General features: G+C 67.8%; 15 protein-coding genes. 3 read left to right on the top strand and 12 right to left on the bottom strand.

All coding sequences use genetic code 11. The features are described 5' to 3' along the window. Positions 1–421 precede the first annotated feature (421 nt). From DIZ26_RS34770 to pdxR, 3 genes are all read right to left on the bottom strand, one after another. Entirely contained in the window at positions 422–1,057 is a 636-nt protein-coding gene (locus DIZ26_RS34770; protein ID WP_112248821.1) for a mobile mystery protein B, read from the bottom strand. Between the two features lie 64 nt (positions 1,058–1,121). Continuing rightward, positions 1,122–1,463 carry a helix-turn-helix domain-containing protein gene (locus tag DIZ26_RS37690; RefSeq protein ID WP_157979918.1) on the bottom strand — a complete coding sequence of 114 codons (342 nt, stop codon included), beginning with the start codon at positions 1,461–1,463 and terminating at the stop codon, positions 1,122–1,124. 331 nt (positions 1,464–1,794) lie between these two features. Continuing rightward, the gene (pdxR, locus tag DIZ26_RS34780; protein WP_112248823.1) at positions 1,795–3,207 is read right to left on the bottom strand and encodes a MocR-like pyridoxine biosynthesis transcription factor PdxR; all 1,413 of its coding nucleotides are present in this window, start codon (positions 3,205–3,207) and stop codon (positions 1,795–1,797) included. A 48-nt stretch (positions 3,208–3,255) separates the two neighbouring features. Between pdxR and DIZ26_RS34785 the strand changes: the two genes are divergently transcribed. After that, on the top strand, positions 3,256–3,795 hold the full coding sequence (locus DIZ26_RS34785) for a cysteine dioxygenase family protein (RefSeq protein WP_112248824.1): 540 nt from the start codon (positions 3,256–3,258) through the stop codon (positions 3,793–3,795). Continuing rightward, positions 3,795–4,373, top strand: a complete 579-nt coding sequence (locus DIZ26_RS34790) for a dihydrofolate reductase family protein (protein WP_112248825.1) — start codon at positions 3,795–3,797, stop codon at positions 4,371–4,373. The genes DIZ26_RS34785 and DIZ26_RS34790 overlap by 1 nt, the downstream gene beginning before the upstream one ends. A gap of 141 nt (positions 4,374–4,514) precedes the next feature. On the opposite strand, the gene DIZ26_RS34795 is transcribed toward DIZ26_RS34790, so the two are convergent. The 9 genes from DIZ26_RS34795 to DIZ26_RS34835 form a co-directional block, all read right to left on the bottom strand. Beyond that, complete coding sequence (locus DIZ26_RS34795; protein WP_112248826.1) at positions 4,515–5,510, bottom strand: TauD/TfdA family dioxygenase; 996 nt, start codon at positions 5,508–5,510, stop codon at positions 4,515–4,517. A 48-nt stretch (positions 5,511–5,558) separates the two neighbouring features. Beyond that, positions 5,559–15,698, bottom strand: coding sequence for a non-ribosomal peptide synthetase (locus DIZ26_RS34800; RefSeq protein ID WP_198676439.1), 10,140 nt, complete (start codon positions 15,696–15,698; stop codon positions 5,559–5,561). A gap of 118 nt (positions 15,699–15,816) precedes the next feature. Next, the gene (locus DIZ26_RS34805; protein ID WP_112248828.1) at positions 15,817–16,017 is read right to left on the bottom strand and encodes an MbtH family protein; all 201 of its coding nucleotides are present in this window, start codon (positions 16,015–16,017) and stop codon (positions 15,817–15,819) included. Then, entirely contained in the window at positions 16,014–16,751 is a 738-nt protein-coding gene (locus DIZ26_RS34810; RefSeq protein ID WP_112248829.1) for a thioesterase II family protein, read from the bottom strand. The genes DIZ26_RS34805 and DIZ26_RS34810 overlap by 4 nt, the downstream gene beginning before the upstream one ends. After that, complete coding sequence (locus DIZ26_RS34815; protein WP_112248830.1) at positions 16,748–17,749, bottom strand: TauD/TfdA family dioxygenase; 1,002 nt, start codon at positions 17,747–17,749, stop codon at positions 16,748–16,750. Before DIZ26_RS34815 ends, DIZ26_RS34810 begins: the two co-directional genes overlap by 4 nt. A gap of 20 nt (positions 17,750–17,769) precedes the next feature. Further along, complete coding sequence (locus DIZ26_RS34820) at positions 17,770–18,711, bottom strand: TauD/TfdA family dioxygenase (RefSeq protein ID WP_112248831.1); 942 nt, start codon at positions 18,709–18,711, stop codon at positions 17,770–17,772. A gap of 185 nt (positions 18,712–18,896) precedes the next feature. Beyond that, complete coding sequence (locus DIZ26_RS34825; RefSeq protein ID WP_112248832.1) at positions 18,897–19,760, bottom strand: DUF6182 family protein; 864 nt, start codon at positions 19,758–19,760, stop codon at positions 18,897–18,899. Beyond that, complete coding sequence (locus tag DIZ26_RS34830; RefSeq protein ID WP_157979919.1) at positions 19,757–20,623, bottom strand: hypothetical protein; 867 nt, start codon at positions 20,621–20,623, stop codon at positions 19,757–19,759. Before DIZ26_RS34830 ends, DIZ26_RS34825 begins: the two co-directional genes overlap by 4 nt. A gap of 133 nt (positions 20,624–20,756) precedes the next feature. Continuing rightward, positions 20,757–21,080 (bottom strand): hypothetical protein, encoded by a 324-nt coding sequence (locus DIZ26_RS34835; RefSeq protein ID WP_112248834.1) that lies wholly within the window; start codon positions 21,078–21,080, stop codon positions 20,757–20,759. Positions 21,081–21,206: 126 nt separating this feature from the next. Here DIZ26_RS34835 and DIZ26_RS34845 point away from each other — a divergent pair. Beyond that, positions 21,207–22,920, top strand: a 1,714-nt coding sequence (locus DIZ26_RS34845; protein WP_232828855.1) for an HNH endonuclease signature motif containing protein, incomplete at its 3' end; no start/stop codon positions are given.

Consider the following 22,920-nt stretch of genomic DNA (forward strand, 5'->3'; position numbering starts at 1 on the left):
CCACCACCCCCACATCGCCCATCCCCCCATCCCTCCAACTGATCACCCCCCACAACTCCGAACCCCACCTCCTATCCCTAGCCACCACCTTCACCTAACCCCACCCACGCACCTCCTACATCGCAGCTCCCCACCCCCCGGCTACGGCCCTCCTACGTCGCACCTACGCAGCCCGCTCAACAACCGCAGGAGCCGCCGCCGCAAAACGCGCCCGGACCCGCCAGAGTCGAGAGCACCGCCTCGAGACACGTTCGTTCACCGGCTTCACGCCTATCTGCCGGGCATCGACAACATCATCAGGCGCTCCCCGACCAATCGTTCCCATCACCCAGAAAACGGCAGCCGACCGAAACTGTCGTCTCAGCCACAGGTCAAATGAGCACCGGGCAGCCGACATCGCTGCTTCGATGGCGGAGGTGCGTCAGGTCCAGGTGTTGTCGGTTTGGGGGTCTAAGGCGAACTGCATCAGGGGTCCTACTTCGTTCCGGTCCCTGTCGAGTTGTCTCAGCGAGGAGAGGTATGCGGCTCGCTGTTGCTCAAGGGGGACAACCAGATGTCCTCCCCAAGAGAAGCAGTCCTCCCCCAGGCCGAGGCCGAGAGCGAGTTCTTCAGCAAGGATGCGCGCGTGCCGGCCGTTGCCGTTCTGGAACGGATGGATCTGGACCATCCGGTGGTGCAGTCGGAGCACGACTTCCGCTGGGCTGAACGTCTGATTCTCGATCCAGAACTCGGCGTCGCCCAACGCGGCAGCCCAGTCCTCTCGGATGCGATACGGCTCGACACCGATGTTGAGCTCACGGGTACGAATGAGGCCGGCCCACTTCCACACCTGGTCGAACATCCGTCGATGAATGTCGCATTGCGCAGGAAGGGACAGCAGGTCGGCCACATCGAGCGCCTCGTCCCGAATCCAGAATCGTGCGGCGGCGATGTTGCTGCTTTCGAGGTCGTTGAGCTCGGCCATCGTTTCGACGCCCTGATGGACCTCGAGGAGGTATTGCCGGTCATCCTCCTGAACTGGAGTGGCTCCGTACGGCTGATTGAGAGGGTCGAACATGCTCACGGGGCCCACCGCTTCGTAGTCATCGACTCCGCTACAGCCGACATACGATCTGCTGCTGTCAGAGCGTCCGGAGGAGGCGTTCAGTCGCCTCGTTCACGGAGCGCTCAGCAGCTGTGTCGCTGACTGGTTGGGCCTCAAGTGCCATGTGGCGGTTGACGCGACCGACCATTCGCTCGGCCGTCCGACGGGCGATCTGGTGCGTCTCCTCGTCGCTCAACACTCCGCGCCGATGAGCTTCGCGCAGTCTCGCCCATGGTGAGTGCGGACGCTTGTCCGGGTTCACGTACGCCAGCTTGAGCCGGTCGAGTTGCGCCACCAAATCTGGTGACGAGATCTCGCCGAGCAGCTTGCGGTTCGTCAACTCGTCGACGGTGACCGCCAACGATCGCGGATGGGCCACGGCATCTGCTACCCAGCGCGAAATCTGAGCTTGCGAGGTTCCCAACGCCTCAGCGACAGCATCTTGGCTGCAGCCAGACTTCACCTGCTGAACTGCGAACCGACGCTGGTCCACGTCCACGAGCTCGCGGCGCGCTCGCACGCGGGCTGCCTCGTGCGAGGCTTGCTTGCTGAGGGCTGACTTACGAACAGGCATCAGAGGACCTTTCTCATTCAGATTGAATGATAACAGGCTCGTCAATCGCACGTACTCGTCAGCTTCCGCCTCCTGATTGGCACGACCGAGGTCCCCTGGTCGCGGCATCGACGATGGAAAGTCTGCGAAGGCACGTCTACTCGGTAGGGGCAGCCTGTAGGAGGTCTTTGATGGTGGTTATGCCGTGGTGGATGGCCGTTTCGTTGGTGTTGCCGAAGCCGAAGACTAGGCCGGGTGGGCCGGGATGGGCGGGGGATCGGTAGCGGGATAGGGGTTGGAGGCCTACTGAGCGGTGGGCTGCGGCGGTGACCAGGGCGTTTTCGTCGGTGCCGTTGGGGAGGTAGGCGACGGCGTGGAAGCCGGCGGATAGGCCGGTGAGGTTGAGGGTGGGGGCGTGTTCGGCGATTGCGTCGACCAGGGCCGCGCGGCGGGAGGCGTAGATGGTGCGCATGCGGCGGAGGTGGCGGTCGAAGCGGCCTGACTCGATCAGGCGGGCCAGGGCCAGTTGGTCGAGGGTGGGTGAGCCTCGGTCGCTGCGGTGTTTCTCCTCGACGATGTAGGACACCAGGTGCCGCGGTGCCAGTGCCCAGCCGAGGCGGAGGGCGGGGGCCAGGGTCTTGCTGACTGATCCGATGGTGACGACGTGGTCCGGCGCGAGACCTTGGAGTGCGCCGACGGGTTGTTTGTCGTAGCGGAACTCGGAGTCGTAGTCGTCCTCGATGACCACTCCCCCGACTTGCTCGGCCCATCGCAGGAGGTCCACTCGGCGCTGCGGGGTCAGTACGACGCCGGTCGGCGTTTGATGCGCCGGCGTGACGATGACGGCGGTGGCGCCGGTTCGGGCCAGGTCGTCGACCACCAGGCCTTGGTTGTCGACGGCAACGAAGACCGGGGTGAGGCCGGCTCGGCGTACGAGTAATGGCATCTCGAGGTGGCCGGGGTCCTCGACGGCGACCGACGTGACGCCGGTTGCTCGTAGCGCGGCCAAGGTCAAAGCGGCGCCTTGGGTGAAGCCGCTGCAGATCACCAGGTCATCCGGTTGCGCGAACGCGCCTCGGACTCGTTGTAGATAAGAGGCGACGACTGTTCGCAAGGTGGGTGCGCCACGGCCGTCGCCGTATCCGAAGTCGCGGGCCGACGCCGTACGGGTGGCCTCGCCGCATGCCCAGAGCCAGTCGCGTGCGGGGAAGCTGTTGAGATCCGGCCGGCCAGGCACGAAGTCGATCGTCGGCTTCGCCGGTACGACGGTGTCGTGCGGCGCGACGGCGGACTGCAGAGGGCTGAAGGCGACCCGCGTCGCCGAGCCGGAGAAGGCGCGCAGGTATCCCTCGGACTCCAGCTGGTTATAGGTGGACTGCACCAGACCGCGCGAGACGCCCAGGTCGGCGGCGAGTTTCCGGGACGACGGGAGTCGCTCGCCCTTGGCCAGGCGGCCCTCCCGAATCGCGCCGCGGAGGGCGTTCTGCAGCTGCGAACCCAGCGTCTCGGAGCTCTCCCGATCCAGCCGGACCAGCACCTCCGGCGACAAACCGGACCACTCAACAGCCATGGAACTGGGCCTTACAGAGTGCCACCTACCACGCCTAGCGTTTCAGGCATGAACGCAGAGCTGGAGAACCTGTACGCCGTGGTGCGCGGCGCGACGCGGATACCGCTCGACTGGCAGACGGTCGTCGACGAGGTCGTTGAGGGTCTCGAAGGAGAACTCCCCACGGCCGAGGCGGTCCTGCGGGAGATACCGGCCGCGGCACGGAGCGGGTGCGAGCGAAGCCAACTTCTGCACGTCGAGCCGGACGGAAGCTTCTCGGTCGTCGCCCTCGTTTCGCGCCCCGGACAGGCGACCACCGTGCACGATCACACGACGTGGTGCGTGGTCGCGGTGGTCGCCGGGACCGAGCGCGAGGAGCGGTTCAGGCTCGACGACAGCGGTCGGCAGCTGGTGCTCACCGGCGTACGGATTGATCGGCCCGGCACGGTCAGCGGTTTCGCGCCGCCGGGCGACATCCACCGCGTAACGAACGACGGCGCGACCGTGGGCATCTCGTTGCACATCTACGGCACCGACCTCGGCCGGATCGGCAACAGCGTACGCCGTACCTACGACCTCCCGATTCTTCAACCACAGGAGCGTTTCTGATGACCACGCAAGCACAGCAGCAGACCGGCAAGATCATCTGGCACTTCATGATGTCGCTCGACGGATTCATCGCCGCGCCGGGACAGGACGCGCTCGGCTGGCTCGAAGGCGTCTCGATCCGGCCTGGGGTGGTCACCGAGTACGCCGGCCGGATCGGTGCCGTCCTTGGTGGCCGGAAGGGTTGGGACGCCTACCCCGACTCCAGTGCCCCGTACGGCGGGGCGATGGGCGGCCCGACCTTCATCCTCACCCACCACCCGGACGATGCGAAGGCTGATCAGGCCGAGTCCGGTCCCGGGGTGACGTTCCTCAACTGCGAGGTAGCTGAGGCGGCTCGAATCGCGCTGGAAGCCGCAGCTGGCAAGGACTTGGTGGTCTTTTCCGCAGACATCGGCCGGCAACTACTCAACCAAGGCCTGCTCGACGAGCTCCACCTCCACATCGCCCCGGTCCTGCTCGGCGACGGCACTCGCTTGTTCGACAACCCTGGCGGTGTCCCGGTCCAGCTCGAACGGCTTGCGGGCGACGATCTCCGCGCGAGCGTGGACGTGAGCTATCGCCCGGTTCGTACCAACTAAGCAAAGCCCGCGACCGATCGCGAATAGAAGGCGGCGCGGCCGGCGTTTGTCGGGTGGGTGGGAGCGACGACGGACGAGGTGCATGGGGAGGAACCCCGGGCGTGGAGGGAGGCGCCCGGGATCCTCGGCTTTCATAAGGGGTCAGCGGATCATGACGTGGGAGTCGTGGGGGCGGAGGTGGCGGGAGCTGCGGAGGTCTCGGAGGGAGAAGGTTCGTTGGAGCCAGCGGTCGCGGCCGTCGTAGCGGGGGGTGAAGCTGGTGCGGCCGTGGACCGAGACGCGGTTGTCGACGATGGCGAGGTCGCCCGGCTCCAGGTAGATGGTGTCGGCCGTGGCAGCCAAGGTCCGTTGGAGTTCGCGCATCGCCTCCACCGCGTCCGGGCCGAGCGGCTTCGTCGCGGCGAAGTCGACCAGCAAGTCCGGATCGTCCGGGGCGCCGCTGAGGATGCCATGGGGCTCGGTCAGTTCACCGGCGTCGCCGAAGGACGGCGGTGGCGCGGTGATGTAGATGGGCCGGAAGAGCGCCTCGACGCACTCCTTGCTCAGCTTGTCGAGCGCCTTGCGGATGCACGACACCCGCAGCCCGGCGACGCGTTCGTGGTCCGCGCGCAGGCAGAGCAGCAGCACGTAGTCGGGCCGGTGGGCGTGGAATGCGTTCTCGTTGTGGAAGGAGAGCATCACCGACCCCTCGTTGCCCTGGAACGCTTCGCTCCCCGGCACAGGTACGACGTCGTGCACGAGCGCGCCCGACTTCTCCGCCAGGAAGGCCGCCGGATCGCCGAGCCCACTCGCGATCAGGGTGAGCAACGCGGCCGGGACCGTGCCCTCCTTCTGCACCGAGCCGCTGTACGACGGTGTCTCCGGTACGGCGCTCTCATCCACCGGAAGGCCGCGAACCAAGAAGGCGCCACCCGGACCGGAGTCGCGGCGGAACTCCGCGAGCGCCTTCCGCAGTACGGCGGGGAGGTCGTGGTACCCGTCGCGGGCGGCGTTCAGCCAGGCTTCGGAGTTGACCCAGCCGTCGCCGTCGGACACGACCCGGCGAGCGACCTGCTCGGCGAGCTCGTGGTCGGCCGGGCCGAGGATCACCGGACCCGCGGCCCGGGCTTCGAATACTTGTTGCAACAGCGAGTTCATCGTGCACTCCTTAGGGAATCTTCGCTTGGGTGAAGCAGGTGGTGCGGATCAGTCGCCGTAACCACCCCACTCGACCAGCAACCGGTCCTGCTCGGCCTGGCTGACCGTGCCGAGCTCGGCGATCGAGGAAACGTCGGACGAGGTCATCTCCTGCAGCAGCTCGATGTAGCGGCGCAGGTGGTCCTCGGTCTCGGCGCGGCTGAACGCGTCCGGCCGCGAGTCGAGGTTCAGCTGGAACCCGTCCGCCCCCGGGAACACGCTGAGCCGCAGCGCGAAGTGGGTGTCGTCGCGGGCGTCGATGTGCACCAGCCGGACGCCGTTCACCGCCAGGTTCATCACGCCGGCGTCGATCGGGTAGTTGAAGAACACGACCGTGCTGTCGAACAGCGGCCCGAGCCCCGCGCCGGCAAGGATCTCGCTGGTGCCGAGCTGGTGATGGTCGGACAACGCGGTCTGCTCGTCCTGCAACCGCCCGAGGAAGTCCTCGACCCCATCCTCCGGCCGCACCCGAACGCGCACCGGGATGGTGTTCACGAACAACCCGACCATCTGCTCGATACCGCTGATCTCCGGCGGCCGGCCCGACACCGTCGTACCGAAGACCACGTCGTCGCGGCCGGTCAGTCTGGACAGCAACAATCCCCAGGCCGACTGAATGACGGTGTTGACCGTGACGCCCGTACGCCGAGCCAGCGCGGCAACCGCCTCGCCCAGAGCAGGACTCAGGTGCTCGGTCACCCGCTCCGGCAGAACCGCGTGACCTTCCGCGATACCCGGCGCGACCAGCGTCGGCTCGGTGAGCCCTTCCAGCGCCGCGTTCCAGGCCGTCCGGTCGGTCTCGAGATCCTGCTCGGCAAGCCATTCCAGGTAGTCCTGGTACGGCGCGACGCGGGGAAGCCCGGTTGCTTCGCCACCTTCGGCGTACGCCGCGAACAGTTCGCGCAGCAACACCGGGATAGACCAGCCGTCGAGCACCAGGTGGTGGTTCGTGAGCACGAGTCGGTGCAACGCCAGCCCGAGCCTGATCACCACGAACCGCAGCAACGGCGGCCGCTCCGGATCGAACTTGGTCAGCTGCTCGGCCTCCAGCAACCGCAGTACTTCGGCCTCCTGGCTGAGCTCGTCCAGCTCGCTCAGATCGACCTCTGTCCACGGCATGTCGAGCTGCGAATGCACCACCTGGAAGGGATTCCCGAGTGCATCGTGGGTGAAGCTGGTGCGCAGAGTCTCGTGCCTGGACAGCAAGGCGTCGGCGGAGCGATGCAGCGCCGGTACGTCGAGCGGTCCTTCCAGGTCCATCCAGATCCGGCCGGTGTAGAGGTCGATCCCCTCCCCCTCCAACAGGGAGTAGTAGAGGAAGCCTTCCTGCAAAGAGGTCACCGGCAGCAAGGACACCAGATCCGGGTTCTTTGCCTCTAGCAACGAGAGTCGTTCCTGGTCGATCGTCACCAGCGGGAAGTCCGACGGCGTGTGGCCCACAGCTTCCGCCCGCACCAGTTCAGCCAGCGCGTCCGACCAGAGCTGTGCGAGCTCGGAGATCTCAGCAGACGTCAGTACGCCGTCCGCCCAGATCCACTCGGCCCGCAACGAAGGTCCGTTCGGTCCGTCGAGCACCATCGCGTTCAGCTGGATCGCGTGCTGCAGCGGCATCCGCGGATCCGCACCCGGGATGACGCCGGCGCCACCCGGAACGAGCGACCAGTCGGTCGCCGCTGGCGACTCCACCCGGCCGAGGTAGTTCACGATGAGCTGCGCGCTGCCGCCGGCACCGCTCACCGCACCGCCGGCCCCGCCCGCCTCGGATCCTGTTGCTGTGCGCAACTGCTCCTTGACTGCTTTGAGCGTCGCGCCCGGATCGTCCGCTACCGCGGCCAGCCGGACTGGCTTGATCTCGGTGAACCAACCCACAGTGCGCGAGACATCAGCACCCGGTACGGCGTCGCGGCCGTGCCCTTCGAGGTCGATCAGCACGGATTCGTGCCCGCGCCACCGCTTCAGCGCCAGCGTGAGACCGGCCAGCAGAACGTCATTGATACCGCCATGGACAGCTTGCGGCACCTTCGTGATCAGCGGCTCGGTCGCCACAGCCGGAAGCACCAGCTCCAGGCGACCCGCGTCGGCAGCAACGTCAATCGGCTCCAGCGCCCGGCTTCCGAGCAACGGCTCATCCGCCGACTCGACCACGGTTGCTGCAGGCAACTGTCGGCTCCATGCGGCGAACGACGTACCGACCGGGTCGAGCGCTTCGCCGTTCCAGGCGGACAACAGGTCTGGGAGCAGGATGCGCCAGGAGACTCCGTCCACGGACAAGTGGTGGATCAGCACGAGCAGCCGACCGGATTCCGCAGGCCCGGCGTCGAACCACACCACCTGCAGCATCGTCCCGTCGTACGGCGCCAGTCGGTCGCGCGCCGCCTCGGCCGCGTGCACCTGGACGACGTCCAACTCCTCGGCACTCAACCCGGCGATATCTACCCGAGTCACACACGCAGCAGCGTCGACCGAACCAACCGCCCGCTGCTCCAACTTCCAAGCAGCGCCGTCCTTCCGTACTACGAACCGCAGCGTGTCGTGATGGTCCACCACCTTCTGCAGCGCGCCGCTCAACCGATCGAGACCAAGGTCCGCAGGGACCTGGACGAGAACCGACTGGTGGAACCCGGACCACGCATCCCCGGTCGCGGCGAGCGCCGCCTGAAGCGGCGTCAACCGCACCGGCCCCACCCAACCATGGCCGCCCGTGCCGAACCCGGCCGCTCCCCCGACCGCAGCTGCACCAGCGACCGCAGCATCGAGCGAGGCAACTGCAGCGAGCTTGGCGACGGTCTGGTGCCGGAACACGTCTCGCGGCGTGAAGGACAGTCCGGCCTTGCGTGCCCGGCTGACCAACTGGATCGACATGATGCTGTCGCCACCGAGCTCGAAGAACCCGTCGTCGAGCCCGACCTCGGCGATCCCCAGCACCTCGGCGAAGAGCCCTCGCAGCAGCTTCTCGGCCGGCTTCTGCTGCACGGTCTCGTCAACTGTCGTGACGGCCGCGAGCTTGGCCACGCTCTGGTGCCGGAACACGTCCCGCGGCGTGAAGATCAACCCCGCCTTGCGCGCCCGGCTCACCAACTGGATCGACATGATGCTGTCGCCACCCAGCTCGAAGAACCCGTCCTCCTGCCCGACCAACTCGACGCCCAGCACCTCGGCGTACAGGTCGGCCAGCGTCTGCTCGATCGAGTTGCTCAGTACCGAGCGCGATGCCACCGCCCGAGCAGCGGGCGCGGGTAGCGCAGCGCGATCCAGCTTGCCGTTAGGTGTCAGCGGCAACGAGTCGAGCCGCACGATGCTGCTCGGCACCATGACCTCGGGCAGCGATTCGGCCAGATACGCCCGCAGATCGACCGTTTCGGTCGCGACGACGTAGCCGACCAGCCGCTTGTCGCGGACGATCACCACGGCCTGCTGCACAGAAGGGTGTGCGGACAGCGCGGTCTGGATCTCGCCAAGTTCCACCCGGGCGCCATTCAGCTTGACCTGGTCGTCGACGCGGCCGAGGATCTCCAGCCGGCCGTCGGTGGTCCAGCGCACCTGGTCGCCGGTGCGGTACAGCCGGCCCTCGGAGCGGAACGGATCCGGGATGAACCGCTCGGCCGTCAGCTCCGGCCGCCGCAAGTACCCGCGGGCTACCCCGGCACCACCGATGAACAGCTCACCCGGCGTCCCGGTCGGAACGACAGCCATCTCCTCGTCCAGCACATACAGCCGCACGTTGTCGTGCAGTCCCACCTGACCGGACACCGCGGCGATCGGCACCCGATGCAGCCCCTCGAGGCTCTCAGGGGTGACCCGCCACGCGGTCGAGTCGATCGCCGCCTCGGTCGGCCCGTACTGGTTGTAGAACTCCACCCAGTGGAGGCGTTCCAGCACCTGCCGAGCCAGCGACACCGGAAGCTCCTCGCCACCGGACAGCAGCACCCGCAACGAGCGGCACTCCTCCAGCCCGCCGTCGGCGAGCATCACCGCGAGCATCGACGGCACGAAGTACACCTGGGTGACCTGCTGCTCCTTGATGGTCTCCCGCAGGTACGCCGTGTCCAGGTGCCCGCCGGGCTTGGCGATCACCAGCCGGGCGCCCTGACTCAGCGGACCGAAGATCTCCCCGACTGAGACGTCGAACCCGGTCGGAATCTTGACCAGGACCGAGTCCTCGGGCGTGTAGCGGAAGTACGCGCGCTGCGTCCAGTGGAACCGGTTGACCGCACCGCGATGGGTCGCCAGGACTCCCTTCGGGCGGCCGGTCGAGCCGGAGGTGTAGATCAGGTAGGCGACGTCGTCCGGCCCGGCAACAGCCGGCAGATCGGCGGCCGACGCATCCGCCCAGTCATCGGAATCGATCAGTACTACGTGCGCGTCGGCGGCCGGCAGGTCAATCACGAGATCCGACCGGCTGATCACCAGCGAGGCCTCGGCGTCCTCCACCAGATAGGCCAACCGGCTCGCGGGGTAGTCCGGGTCGAGCGGCAGATACACGCCACCCGCCTTCAGGACCGCCAGCGCGGCGACGACCAAACTGGCGGATCGATCGACGTGGACACCGACCACCACATCCGGCCCGACCTCGAGCCCCCGCAAGTGATGCGCGAGCTTGTTCGCCTCAGCATTCAGCTCGGCGTACGTCAACGAGGTGCCGTGGTCGTGGACCGCAACAGCTGACGGAGTGCGAGCGGCCTGGCGTTCTACCAATTCGGAAATTGTCGACCAATCGATCTCCCGATCGGTCTCGTTGCGTCCGGCAACCAACAGCTCGCGCTCGTCGGGGCCGATCACGTCGAGCGCGCTGATCCGCTGGTCCGGCGCCTCCGCGACCTGCTCAAGCACCTGCCCGAAGCGCTTCACCAGTTGCGAAGCAGTCCCACGGTCGAACAGGTCCAGCGCGAACTCCAGGTGACCGGACAACCCGTCCGCGCCTTCGCGCAGAGCGAGCTGGAGGTCGAACTGGGCGATGCCCGAGTCCACCGGAGCGTGCGAGACCGTCAATCCGGGCAGCTCGACGGCCGCCGGGTCGTCGCTCTGGTACGGCATCATCACCTGGAACAGCGGGTGCCGCGCGGTCGACCGGACCGGGTTGACGATGTCGACCAGGCGGTCGAACGGCAGGTCCTGGTGCGCGTACGCCGACAGGTTGGTCTCCCGTACCCGGGCCAGCAGCTCCTCGAAAGTCGGGTCGCCGGAGGTGTCGGTTCGTAGTACGAGCGGGTTGACGAACATGCCGACGAGGTTGTCGAGCGACTCGTCGGTGCGGCCCGCGTTCGGCGTACCGATCGGCACGTCGGTGCCGGCGCCGAGTCGCGTGAGCAAAGTTGCGAAGGCGGCCTGCAGCAGCATGAACAGGCTGACGTGGTTGGCCTGCGCCAGCGCAGACAACTCGGCGTACAGATCAGGAGCGACGGCAACCGGTACGACGTCGCCGCGGTTGCTCGCGACGGCCGGGCGCGGGCGGTCGGTGGGCAGTTCCAGCTGGTCGGGCAGGCCGGCGAGCTGGTCGGTCCAGTAATCGATCTGCTGGCGGGCGCGGCTGTCCGGATCGTTCTCGTCGCCGAGCAGTTCCCGCTGCCACTGGGCGTAGTCGGCGTACTGCACCGGCAGCGGGGTCCAGGCCGGAGCAGCACCGGAGACCCGCGCCGCGTACGCCGTGGCGATGTCGCGAGCCATCGGCGTCGTCGACCAGCCGTCACACGCGATGTGGTGCAGCGTGATCAACAAAACGTGACGGTCGTCGGCCAAGGCGAACAGGGTCGTCCGCAGCGGAGTCTCGACACTCAGGTCGAAGGCATAGCCGGCGCCCTCGTCAAGACGGGCGCTGAGGTCGTCCTCGGAAATGTTTGCTACCGGCAACGAGATCGCGGCAGCACCCAGGATGACCTGATACGGAGTTCCGTTGTCGTCGGCAAAGATCGTCCGCAGCGTCTCGTGCCGCTCGACGACGTCGGCCAGCGCTGCCTGCAGCGCCTCGATGTCCAGGGCGCCGTCGAGCGTCACCGCGAACGCATTGTTGTACGTCGCCGACGGACCCTCGAAGCGGTTCATGAACCAGAGCCGGCGCTGCGCGAATGACAGCGGCACCTGCTCCGCGCGCTCGCTGACCCGGATCGGCGGCCGGGCCGCGGTCACCCCGTCGAGCTGCGTGGACAGACCGGCGACGGTCGGGTGCTCGAACAACTCCCGCACCGACAGCTCCACCCCGAGCGTGGCCCGGATCCGGCTCATCAGCCGGGTCGCCATCAGCGAGTTGCCGCCCAGCTCGAAGAAGCTGTCGTCGATACCGACGCGGACCAGCCCGAGCAGTTCGGCGTACAAGCCGCAGAGGATCTCCTGCTCGGGGGTTCGCGGGCCGCGGGACGTGGTGAGCGAGGAGAAGTCCGGCTCGGGCAGCGCCTTGCGGTCCAGCTTGCCGTTCGGCGAGACCGGCAGGTCGTCGACCTCGATCACCAGGCTCGGCACCATGTACTCCGGCAGCCGGGCGGCCAACGCGTCGCGGAGTGCGACCGGGTCGACGCTGCTCGCACCCACCACATAGGCGACCAGCCGCTGATCACCGGTGGACGACTTGTGCACGATCACGGCGGCCTTGGCCACCTCGGGCTGCTGCAGGAGTGCGGCTTCGATCTCACCGAGCTCGATCCGGAAGCCGCGGATCTTCACCTGGTCGTCGGCGCGGCCGAGATACTCCAGGACACCGTCGGCGTTCCAGCGCACGACGTCACCACTGCGGTACATGCGGCTGCCCGGGACGCCGTACGGGTTGGCCACGAACCGCTCGGCGGTCAGGCTCGGGCGGTTCAGGTAACCGCGAGCGAGTTGAACCCCGGCCAGATAGAGCTCTCCGACGAATCCTGGCGGCACCGGGACGAGGTTGTCGTCGAGCACGTAGACCTGGGTGTTCCAGACCGGCCGGCCGATCGGTACCGCACCGGCAGGCGTCTCGTCGCCAGGACGAAGCCGGTACTCCACCGAGCCCACGGTTGCCTCGGTCGGACCGTACTCGTTGACGATCGTGACGTCGGGGTGCGCCGCTCGCCACTCGGTCAGCGCGGAGCCCGGCAGGTTCTCACCACCGAGCAGCAGCGCGCCACTACCGAAGCGGTCGGCCGAAACGCCTTCCAGTAAAGCCATGTGACTCGGCGTCGCCTTCACGAAGGTCAGCGGCGCATCGACCCCGACCATCCCGTCGTCGAGCGAACCGAGCTGGACGCAGCCGCCGCGAACCAACGTGCCGAAGATCGACGTGACGGTCAGGTCGAAGGACACCGGCGTGTGCAACAACGCCTGCCCGTCGAGGCCGTCGTACCGCTCGGCTGAGTAGCGCAGGTACTGTCCGAGCGCACGATGCTCGACGACAACACCCTTCGGCCTCCCGGTCGACCCGGATGTATAGATCAGGTACGCCGGACTGCTCGGCGAGATCTCGACCGGGGGAATCGGTGCGGTCGGCTCGCCCGTCTCCAGTGCCTCGAGCAACAGAGTCGGTACGCCGGTGTCGGGCAGCTCGACCGACTCTTCGGTGACGATCAGTGCCGGCCGCGCATCTTCCAGCAGATAGGCGATCCGCTCCGCGGGATAGGCCAGATCGACCGGCAGGTACGCCGCCCCGGCCTTCACCACAGCCAGCAGCGTCACCAGCAGCTCGGGCTTACGCGACAGCGCGACCGCCACGAAGCGCTCAGGTCCAGCGCCGTGCTGCATCAGCACCCGCGCCATCCGATCGGCAGCGGCATCCAGCTCGGCATAACTCAGTCGTCGATCGCCCGAAACCACCGCGGGCTGACCCGGAACGCGAGCGACCTGCGCTGCGAACATCGTCGGCAGCGTGCTGGCCGTCTCACCGGCGTGCTGCCAGTACGACACGTCGATCGACGCCTCGGTCGGCCCGTACAGGTTGTGCAACGGCACCTCGGGCAACTGGAACCGGAAGTCCTCGGCGAGCTCTATCGACAGCGCCTCGCCCGAGCAGAACACCCGGCGCAGCCCTGTGCACGAAGCGGCTCCGGGGTCGGCCAGGAATGCGGTCAGCATCGAGGGCACGAAGTGCACCGTAGTGACGCCCTCGTCCTGGATCAGCTTCGCCAGGTACGCCGGATCGCGGTGCCCCTCCGGCTTCGCAATCACCAGGCAGGCGCCGACCTGCAGACCCCAGAAGAACTCCCAGACGGACACGTCGAACCCCATCGGCGTCTTCTGCAGCAGCCGATCCCCCGCCTCCAGGCGGTACTCGGCCTGCATCCACAGCAACCGGTTGACCACCCCGGCGTGCGGAACCAGCACACCCTTCGGCCGACCGGTCGAGCCGGAGGTGTAGATCACGTACGCCGGGTGCTCGGGCGTCAGCGCGATCGTCCGATCGGCGTCGGTCGGATCCGTCTCCGGCCGCGAGTCGACCAGGTCTTCGAGGTGGCTGTCGCTGAGCAGCAACCGCACGCCGGCGGGCATCGCGGCGGCAGCCGACTCGGTGGTGATGACGAACGCCGGCTCGGCGTCCTCGACGATGTAGGAGATCCGGTCCGCGGGGTAGCTCAGGTCGATCGGCAGATACGCGGCGCCGGTCTTCACCACGGCGTACATGGCGACCAGGAGGTCGATCGATCGCCGCAGCGCCAATCCGACGACTTTCTCGGGTCCGACGCCCTCGCTGATCAGGTGATGCGCGAGCTTGTTGGCTCGCCGGTTCAGTTGGGCGTAGGTCACCTCGGTGCCGTGGTAGCGCAAGGCGATCGCGGTCGGCGTACGGCGTACCTGGGCTTCGAAGAGGTCGGCGAGCGAGCCACCGTCCAGAGGTACGGCGGTCTGGTTCCAGTCGACGAGGACCTTGTGGCGCTCGTCGGCGGAGACCAGCTCGATCCGGCCGATCGGCAGCTCCGGCTCTGCGACGACGCGCTCGAGGAAACTGACGAAGCGGGTCTGGTAACTGTCCAGATCCTCGGCGTCGTACCGGTCGGCGCTGCCGTCGATGTCGATCCGGAGCCCGGCGCCGTCGTCGTACACGGCGATCGCCAGGTCGTCGATCGCGCCGTGGGACAGGTTGTGCAGCGTGGTCCGGTGGCCGCCGAACCGCAGGTCGTGGTTGAAGGCCATCACGTTGAGCATCGGGCCCGCGATCCCGCCACCGTCGGCGGGCAGGCCGAGGTCGTGCCGGATGTCCTCCTGGCGGTAACGCTGGTGCTTGAGGGCAGCGCGCAACGCTTCGGTGACGACCGGAACCAGCTCGGCCATGCTCTGCCGGGGCGACACGGGAACGCGAAGGGGGACGTGGTTCGACAGCATGCCCGGTGTCGCCAGCGACAGCGCGGTGGTGCGTGCCGTGACGGGCAGGGTGAGCACCAGATCCGTCAATCCGGTAACGCGGTGCAGGTACGCCGCTGTGACCGCGATCGTCCAGATCGACCAGTGCGTGCCGGCCTTGCGCGCCGCCTTCCGCAAGCGAGTCGTGTCGTCACCGGTCAAGGCACCCGAGCTGCGCAGCGGTACTTCGTTCGTCCGCTCGCGACCCGGCGTCCGCCAGCTCAGCCGGGCGGGGTCGGGTAGGTCGGCGAGCTGATCCATCCAATAGGTGCGGTCGGCAACGAATGCGTCGGAGCCGCGGTAGTTCTGCTCTTCCTCGATCAGCTGGGCGAGGGTGCCGAACGGTGACGGGCCGAACGGGCGGCCCGCCACCAGATCGTCGTACAGCGCGGCCAGCCGCTTCGCTACGACGCCACCTGAATAGCCGTCGAAGGTCACGTGGTGGCCGCGCTGGTACCAGATCGCCGAGTCGGCGGAGACGGTGAACAGCACCGTGGCGGTCAGCTCGCCGGTGGTCAGGTCGACCGGCTGCGCGAGATCGTGGCGCATCCAGGTGAACGCTGCCTCCCGCGGATCCGCCTCCTGGGTCAGGTCGACGGTCCGGACGATGTCGGCCGGCACCTCAGTGTGTAGTTCCTGGCTCAGGCCGTCCTCGTTGTGGACGGCTCGCACGCGGCAGGCCTCGGCCTCGTGCGCCAGTTGGCGCCAGGCCCGCTCGAAAAGCGCGGGATCCACGGCGCCGTGGATCTCCACGCACTCGCCGATGGTGTAGCGGTGCCCGGAACGGTCGAGCTGGTGGGCGTACCAGACGCTGGTTTGGGCAGCCGACAGCGGCAGACGGACGATCGAATTCTCAGCCATGGTCCTCATCGCACGATCGGTGCCGCCACTTCGGCAGAAGGGCGGGAGGTGACGGACAGGGTGGTGGTTCAGACAGGTTCAGACAGCCAGGTGGTCTCGGCAGGACGGGCGGCGTCGGTCAGACGCGGACGCTGGCGGGCCGCATGTCGGTCCACTGGGTGTTGATGAAATCGACACAGGCGGCACGGTCGGTGCGGTCCAGCGCGACCTGCCAGCCGGCCGGTACGGCGGCGAACTCGGGCCACAGCGAGTACTGGCCCTCGTCGTTGCGCAGCACCAGGTAAGTGGCGGTGTCGTCCTCGAACGGGTTGGTGCTCACGGGTGTGCTCCCTCGGTGGTGAAGGTACGGGCGATGAGATCGGTGACGAGCCCGGGCACCTCTTCGGTGTAGAAATGGCCGCCCGGCAGGGTTTCGGTGACGATTCCGGCGGTGGTGTGCTGCTCCCAGTGGCCTGCGTCGGCGGCGCCGAAGGTGTGGTCGCCGGAGCCGGCCAGTACGGTGATCGGGCAGCTGAGCCGGGTGCCGGGCTGGTAGCGGTAGCTCTCCATCAGCCGGAAGTCGGCCTGCAACATCGGCAACGCGAGCTCCCGCAGGTCCGGGTCCTCGAGCAGTTCGACGCCGGCTCCGCCGAGACTGCGGATGTAGGTCATCACCTGGTCCTCGGTGTCGAAGCTGATCCCGAGCCGGGTGGCCACCGCGGGCGCAGTACGGGCCGAGGCGAACAACCGAACCGGTCCGTTGCCGAGGGCATCCAATCGCCGAGCGGTCTCGAAGGCGACCGTCGCCCCCATGCTGTGGCCGAAGTACGCGGTCGGCCCTTGCAGGGTTGCGATCTCGGCTGCCACGCCGTCGACCAGGGCGGTGAAGTCGGTGAGGAGCGAGTCATGGAAGCGGTCCTGCCGGCCGGGGTACTGGACCGCGATCAGCTCGATGTCTTCGGGCAGCAGCGCCGCCCACTCGCGGTACGCGCTGGCCGCTCCGCCGGCGTGCGGGAAGCACACCAGCCGGAGCTTGGCCTGCGGCCGTGGGAGGTAGGTACGGAACCAGCTCACGCCGGTGCCCCGATCCGGGCGACGTCCGACGGCTCGAGAGCCGCCTCGACCGGCGGTACCGAGGTCGCGTCGGGCTGAAACGCCTCCGCCATCGCGACCGCGATCTTGCGCGGACCGGTGAACGGCTCGCGGGCGTGCGCCGACAACATGTTGTCCACCAGCAGGAGGTCACCCTGCTTCCAGTCGATCCGCGTCCACTCCTTGCGGTACGCCGCGCGCAAGTGGTCCATCACGTCGTCGGGGATCCGGCCGCCGTCGCCGTAGTACGTGTTGGTCGGCAGCTCGTCCTCGGTGAGGAACGCGAGCAGCCCTTCACGGATCGAGGCCGGGAGCGTGGTGTGGTGGAAGAAGGTGATGTGGTTGAACCAGACGTGATCGCCAGTCTCCGGGTGGATGCGGATCGGCTCGCGGACGGCCGTCGTACGGAGGCCGCCGTCGCCGATCCACTCGGTCTTCAGCCCGTTGCGGGCGCAGTGCGCCTCCACGTCGGACCGGCTCTCGGTGTCGAACACGTGCTGCCAGGCAACGCCGAAGTCCTCGTGGAAGTTGCGGACGACCATCCATTTGCGGCGCGCGAACTCCTCGCGGACGGCCGGATCGATGGCGTCGTACACGCGGCGGATGTCGGCCAGCGGGGTGGCACCCTCGGTCTCCGGCTCGATGTCGCAGTAGAAGTAGAGCAGCCGGGGCCACGCGGCCTGGTAGGAGTTCTCGTTGTGCAGGAAGATCTCCTCGGTCGGCGGGTAGTCGGTCGAGGTGTAGACGTTCCCCTTGATCGAGCGCCGGGGGGACGAGCGCTCGGCGTACTTCAGCGGTTCGCCGGACAGCGCGATGACGGCCTCCTCCATCCCGGCGACGCCCTCGACCTTGCAGTCGCGCAGCATCACCGCGCCGTGCGTGGTCAGCAGTTTGCGGATCTCGGCGCCGTCGGTGGTCAGCCGCTCGACGATGCCCGGGCCGTCCGGGGTACCGGTGATGAGGTACGGCAGCGTGCTCATTTGTCTTCTCTCCTTGGCTTCTAGGCAGACATGGCGACGAGGACGCGTCGCGCGCCGGTGAAGGGGCGGCGGCCGTGGCCGACCAGCAGGTTGTCGATCAGCAGCACGTCGCCGGTGTTCCAGTTGACGTCGACGGCCGAGTCGAGGCCGCGGTCGCGGATTTGGACCGCCCAGGCGTCGGGAATCGGCGTACCGTCGGCCAGCGTGACCGCCTGCGGCAGCTCCTCGGCCGGCATGATCTGAGCCAGCGCCTGCGCGGTCTCGTCACCGAGCCCGGCCGGGTGCCACTGGTCGGCCTGGTTGAACCAGACCTCTGTGTTCGTCACCGGATGCTTGATGGTTGCCGGACGCAACTGGATGATCCGCAGCCCACCGTCCTTGGTCCACTCCACGTCCGCGGCGGACTCGGCCAGGAACGCGGTCACCTCGTCGCGGTCGGAGGTCTCGAAGGTGTCCTGCCAGCTCTTGCCGAGGCCCATTCCCCCGTGCAGGTTCTGCAGGTAGCGGACGCCGTCGGCGAAGGCGTCGGTGATCTCGTCGTCCAGCGCCTCCAGCCAGCGCACGCCGTCGACCACCGGGGTGGCGCCACCGGTCTCCGCGGCCTGCTGACAGAAGAACATCAGCCTCGACGGGTACGAGTGCGCGTACGAGAGCTCGTTGTGCATCGAGATCGTGTACTCCGGCGGGTACTCCGTGGAGGTGTAGACGTTGTCACCGACCTTCGTGCGGGGTGAGTTGCCGTGCACGTAGGCCAGCCGGCCCGGGAGCAGCAGATCCATCACCGGGTCCAAGTGATCGGGGTCGACCCCGAATCCGCGGAACACCAGCGCCTTCTCCTCGACCAGCAGGTCGTCGAGATCGGTGCGGTCCCGCAGATAGTCGATCAGCCCGGCCGCGCTCGGCGCCACACCGGCCTCGGCGGGCGTGATCACCCGCGGCTCCCACTCCTGCACTGCGCTCATCTGTCCAGCCCTTCCCTCGGTCCGTCTCCTGGTCCCGTGTCCTGGTCCGACTCTCAACGGCGCGGCCATACTTTTTCGCTACTCGGTCAGGGAGCGCCGGGTACTACGGGGCGCGCATTCGCGGAGCGCGCTCGTCAGGGAGCGCCGCGTACTACGGGGCGCGCGTTCGTCGCGGAGCGCGCTCGTCAGGGAGCGCCGTGCAGCGCGGGGACGAGCGTGAGGTTGGCGTAGAGCCGCAGGCAGCCCGTGCTGCGTGGCTCGTTGGCGATCCGCGCCTCGAAATCGCGGTTGCCGGCCGGGATCTCTTCGACCGGATCCAGCTCGTCCTCGTGCCGAACCTCCAGCCGGTCCCCCGGCCGCAGGAAGCTGCGCAGGTAGGCCTCGCTCAAGACGTGATGCACGTGGGTCAAATAGGCCCGCCCGATGACAGCTTTTGTTGCTATGCGCAACGACATTCGCCGCCCGGTTGGCGCTGCGCCTGGGACGTAGAGCTCTAGGTCGTCCGGCACCTTCAAGCTGCCGCCGAATCGCTCCAGCCGCAGCTGATTGAACTGCTCCGCACCTCCCGGCCCCAGCCAGCCGATCGTTCCGCTGTCGGCGAGAAAGCCCCTCGCCTCCGCTTCGTCGCCTCCGGCGGCGGTGAACAGCGGACCGAGCTTCGCGAGCTCGGCCCGGTCGTCACTGCTCTCTGCCGGCTTCGCCTGGTTGAGGTGTTCTGCGGGGTTGCCCGTGAAGAAGAGCGTCTTGGTGAGGTTGCGCCACCAGGCGTCCTGAGTTTCCAACGGGAGTTGAGTGAGGAAGGCGAGCAGGCCGGTGATGAAGGATTCGCAGTCGACGTCACCGACGACGGCCATCACCGAGAGCGCCGGCGTACCGGGTCTTGCTGCCGGTGGGCGGCGGTCTTCCCAGCCCAGCCACTCGACCGGAGTCGCGGCGGGAAGGCCTCGTTTGGCACGGTCGCAGCGGCGTTGCGAGATCTTGCGCAGGATGAGCTGGCGCTCGAGCGGGCCGCCCGGCTCGCCACGCTTCGGCAGCGTCTTGGTGCTCATGCGAGCACTCCGGCCACGAGGTCACCGGCCCACTGCAGATGCGGCGCCTCCCGGTGCGGAGGGGTCGCCCAGACCTGGGGCACCTTGGAGCGGACGAGATTCGCCACCCGCTGTGCGGAGCGACCGCTCACATCGATCCGGTGTACGACGACGCCACGTGTCTCCAGCCAGTCGGTGGTCCGCTGGTACTGCTCACGCAGGATCGACAGTCGAGCCTCGCTCACCCCGCGTCCGCCGAGCCGCTGCGCCAACTCGGCTTCCTCGGCATCACCTTCGCCGCCCAACCGCCGTACGGCCTCGGCTGAGTGCACGTCCAGCAGTACGACGACGTCGGGCAGGTTGGCGCGGAAGCGACGGCGGAAGCGTTCGAGCAGCCGCTCCAGCGGGAGGTCGTGCAGCGACAGCACCTCGGCGCCGAGTGCCCGCAAGTCTGTCGGGCAACCGATGCCCTCGGCCCAGGCCTCAGCTGCGGCCAGTACGTCGGGGTCGATCGCGTGCTTCCAATCGCCTTGCGTTGGGGCGGTTGGCGGGCGCTGGATCGGGAGATGCGCGAGAGTGTCGACCAGGGGGTGGCCGGCGGTGACCAGCGACTCGGGCTGGTAGGCCTCGATCATGAAGTGCTCGACCGGCGCGTACGTCGACAGCTGCAGGTAGAGCGCCGCGGCCTTGAGCTGGGCATCGTCGAGCAGCTCCGCCGTGGTTGCCAGCGAGTGCAACTTGCGAGAGAGATGCCTGAACGGCGCACCTGGCGTCTCGTACGGCCGGAGCGCATGAACGACGGTCAGGTCGTGGTGCTCGTTGACGAGGCCGTCGTCCTGGAGCAACCGGCAAATCGTCGTACGGCCGGCCCCATCGATCCCCACGACCGCAACCCGCGTCGTAGATCGAGGCCGGCGCTGATTCACAGCAAGTGTCATGGGTCTGCCCTCCGCGGAGTCCGTCGGTTACCAGGCCCCGACAGTCCCAGCCCCACCCATACATTTCCCTTACTGTTGGTCAGCCAGGATCGGTGAACGAGACCGCTTTGCCGGTGGCTCGGGCATAGGCGATCTCCCTGCTCGTGGACTCGCCGACATATCCGCCGGGGTTCACCACCAGCACCCGGTCAGCCAGGTCGATCTTGCGCAGGTGAAGGACGCCCAGTGCGGTCCTCTGCTCGTCGCTGATCGCCTTTTCCGCTTCGCGATCCTCGGCGCTCCGGAAGACACCTGGCGCTACGACGATGGCGCCGGCGAGGGTCAGCTCACGGTTCACCGCGCGCATCTCGTCCTCGAACCGGACAGAGCCGCAGATGCAGACAATCTCAGGTCGATCGGGCACGGCTCGGTCCTCCGGTTCGAACGGGAGCCATCAGTGTGCACCAACATCCAGAACTCTGAGAAATCCTTTGTTCACAAGGGCTTTCGGGATCGGAAACTGTCGGTGGGGCCGTCTAGGGTTTGAGGTATGGAGCTCGAGGGGCTGCGGCCGGCGTACCTGATGAATGGCGAGGAAGCACTCGCCACTCTCGACGCGCTGCACGCCCAGATCGCCCTCCTGGACACCTACAGTCTGGAAGTGATGTCCCGCCTCGACGACACCGGCTACGCCAAGGAGATCGGCGCCCACGACACCGCGCGCCTACTCGCCACAAGACACCGCAAAAACCTCAGCACAGTACGACGAGACCTCGCTCTCGCACTCGCCCTCCCCAAGTATCCAACCGTATCGGCCGCCCTCCCCAACCCCCACGCCGTCGCTGCCCCGGCCCCAACCACCCAGCACGCCGAGGCAGCCACATCCGCCGCCCCAAACCTTCCCGAACCCGACGAACTCGGCCACTCCGGCGAGCCCGGCAGCTCCAGCGAGTCCAGCGAGACCAGCGGCTCCGGCGAGCCCGGCGAGCCAGGCGGCTCCAGCGAGTCCGGCGAGCCAGGCGAGACCAGCGAGCCCGGCGGCTCCAGCAAGTCCGGCGAGCCAGGCGAGACCAGCGGCTCCAGCGAGACCAGCGGCTCCGGCGAGTCCGGCGAGTCCGGCATGGCGAACGACAGCGGCAAGGCGGCCGACGCCGGCGTACGCGGTTTGTTGCCTGTGGTGTTGCACAAAGATCAGGCCCAGTCCATCGTCGCAGGACTCGAGGCGATTCCGTCGGCCGCGATGGTTCCGGTCGAGGACCTCCGCGTCGCCGAGCAGCAGCTGGTCGAGGCAGCCCGCCACCTCACACCGCGCGAACTCACCGTATTGGCCAAGCAGGCGCGCGACGTCCTCGACACCGACGGCCCCGAACCGGCCGAGGACGCCGCCGCCCGACGAGAAGCGTTCTGGCTGAAGAACGCCAACCAGGGCGTGAAGTTCGGCGGCTACCTCTCCAGCGAACGCGCCGCCCTCCTCCGAACCCTCATCGAGCCCGCCGCCAAGCCCCGCAAAACCGCCGACGGCGAACCAGACCCACGCTCCAGAGAGAAGCGCCAGGCCGACCGCTTCACCGACATCCTCCACCTAGCCGCCGGTACAGGCGACCTCCCCACCAACGGCGGAGTAAAGCCCCACATCACCGTCACCATGGACCTATCAGATCTCGTTGCTGAGGGCAAAGACGCCACCGGCGACCTCCTCTTCGGCGAATCCCTCTCAGCCGGCGCCGTACGCCGACTGGCCTGCGACGCCGAAATCATCCCCATCGTCCTCGGCACCGACTCCCAACCACTCGATGTCGGCCGAGCGAAACGCCTGATCACCCCCGCCATGCGCAAGGCCCTCAACCTGCGCGACAAAGGCTGCGTAGTCTGCGGCGCCGCCCCCATCTACTGCGACGCCCACCACATCATCTCCTGGCTGAACGGCGGCCCCACCTCCATCGACAACCTCGCCCTCTTCTGCCGCGCCCACCACATCGAGGCTGACAAAGGCCACTACCTCATCACCATCACCAACGGCAAAGTCCACCTATCCCGCCCCACCTGGGCCGACCCACCCCCACAACCCCCAACGACCCCGCTCCCCTTCCGCCCTCGCACACCCACCACCACCCACCCCCGCACGCCCACCTCCAGCCATCCCCGCACGCCCACTCGTACCCATCCCCGCACGCCCACTCCCAGCCACCCCCGCACGCCCACTCCCACCCATCCCCGCACGCCCACTCCCAGCCACCCCCGCACGCCCACTCCCACCCATCCCC

The organism is Kribbella monticola, from assembly GCF_003261635.1.
Taxonomy (GTDB): Bacteria; Actinomycetota; Actinomycetes; order Propionibacteriales; family Kribbellaceae; genus Kribbella; species Kribbella monticola.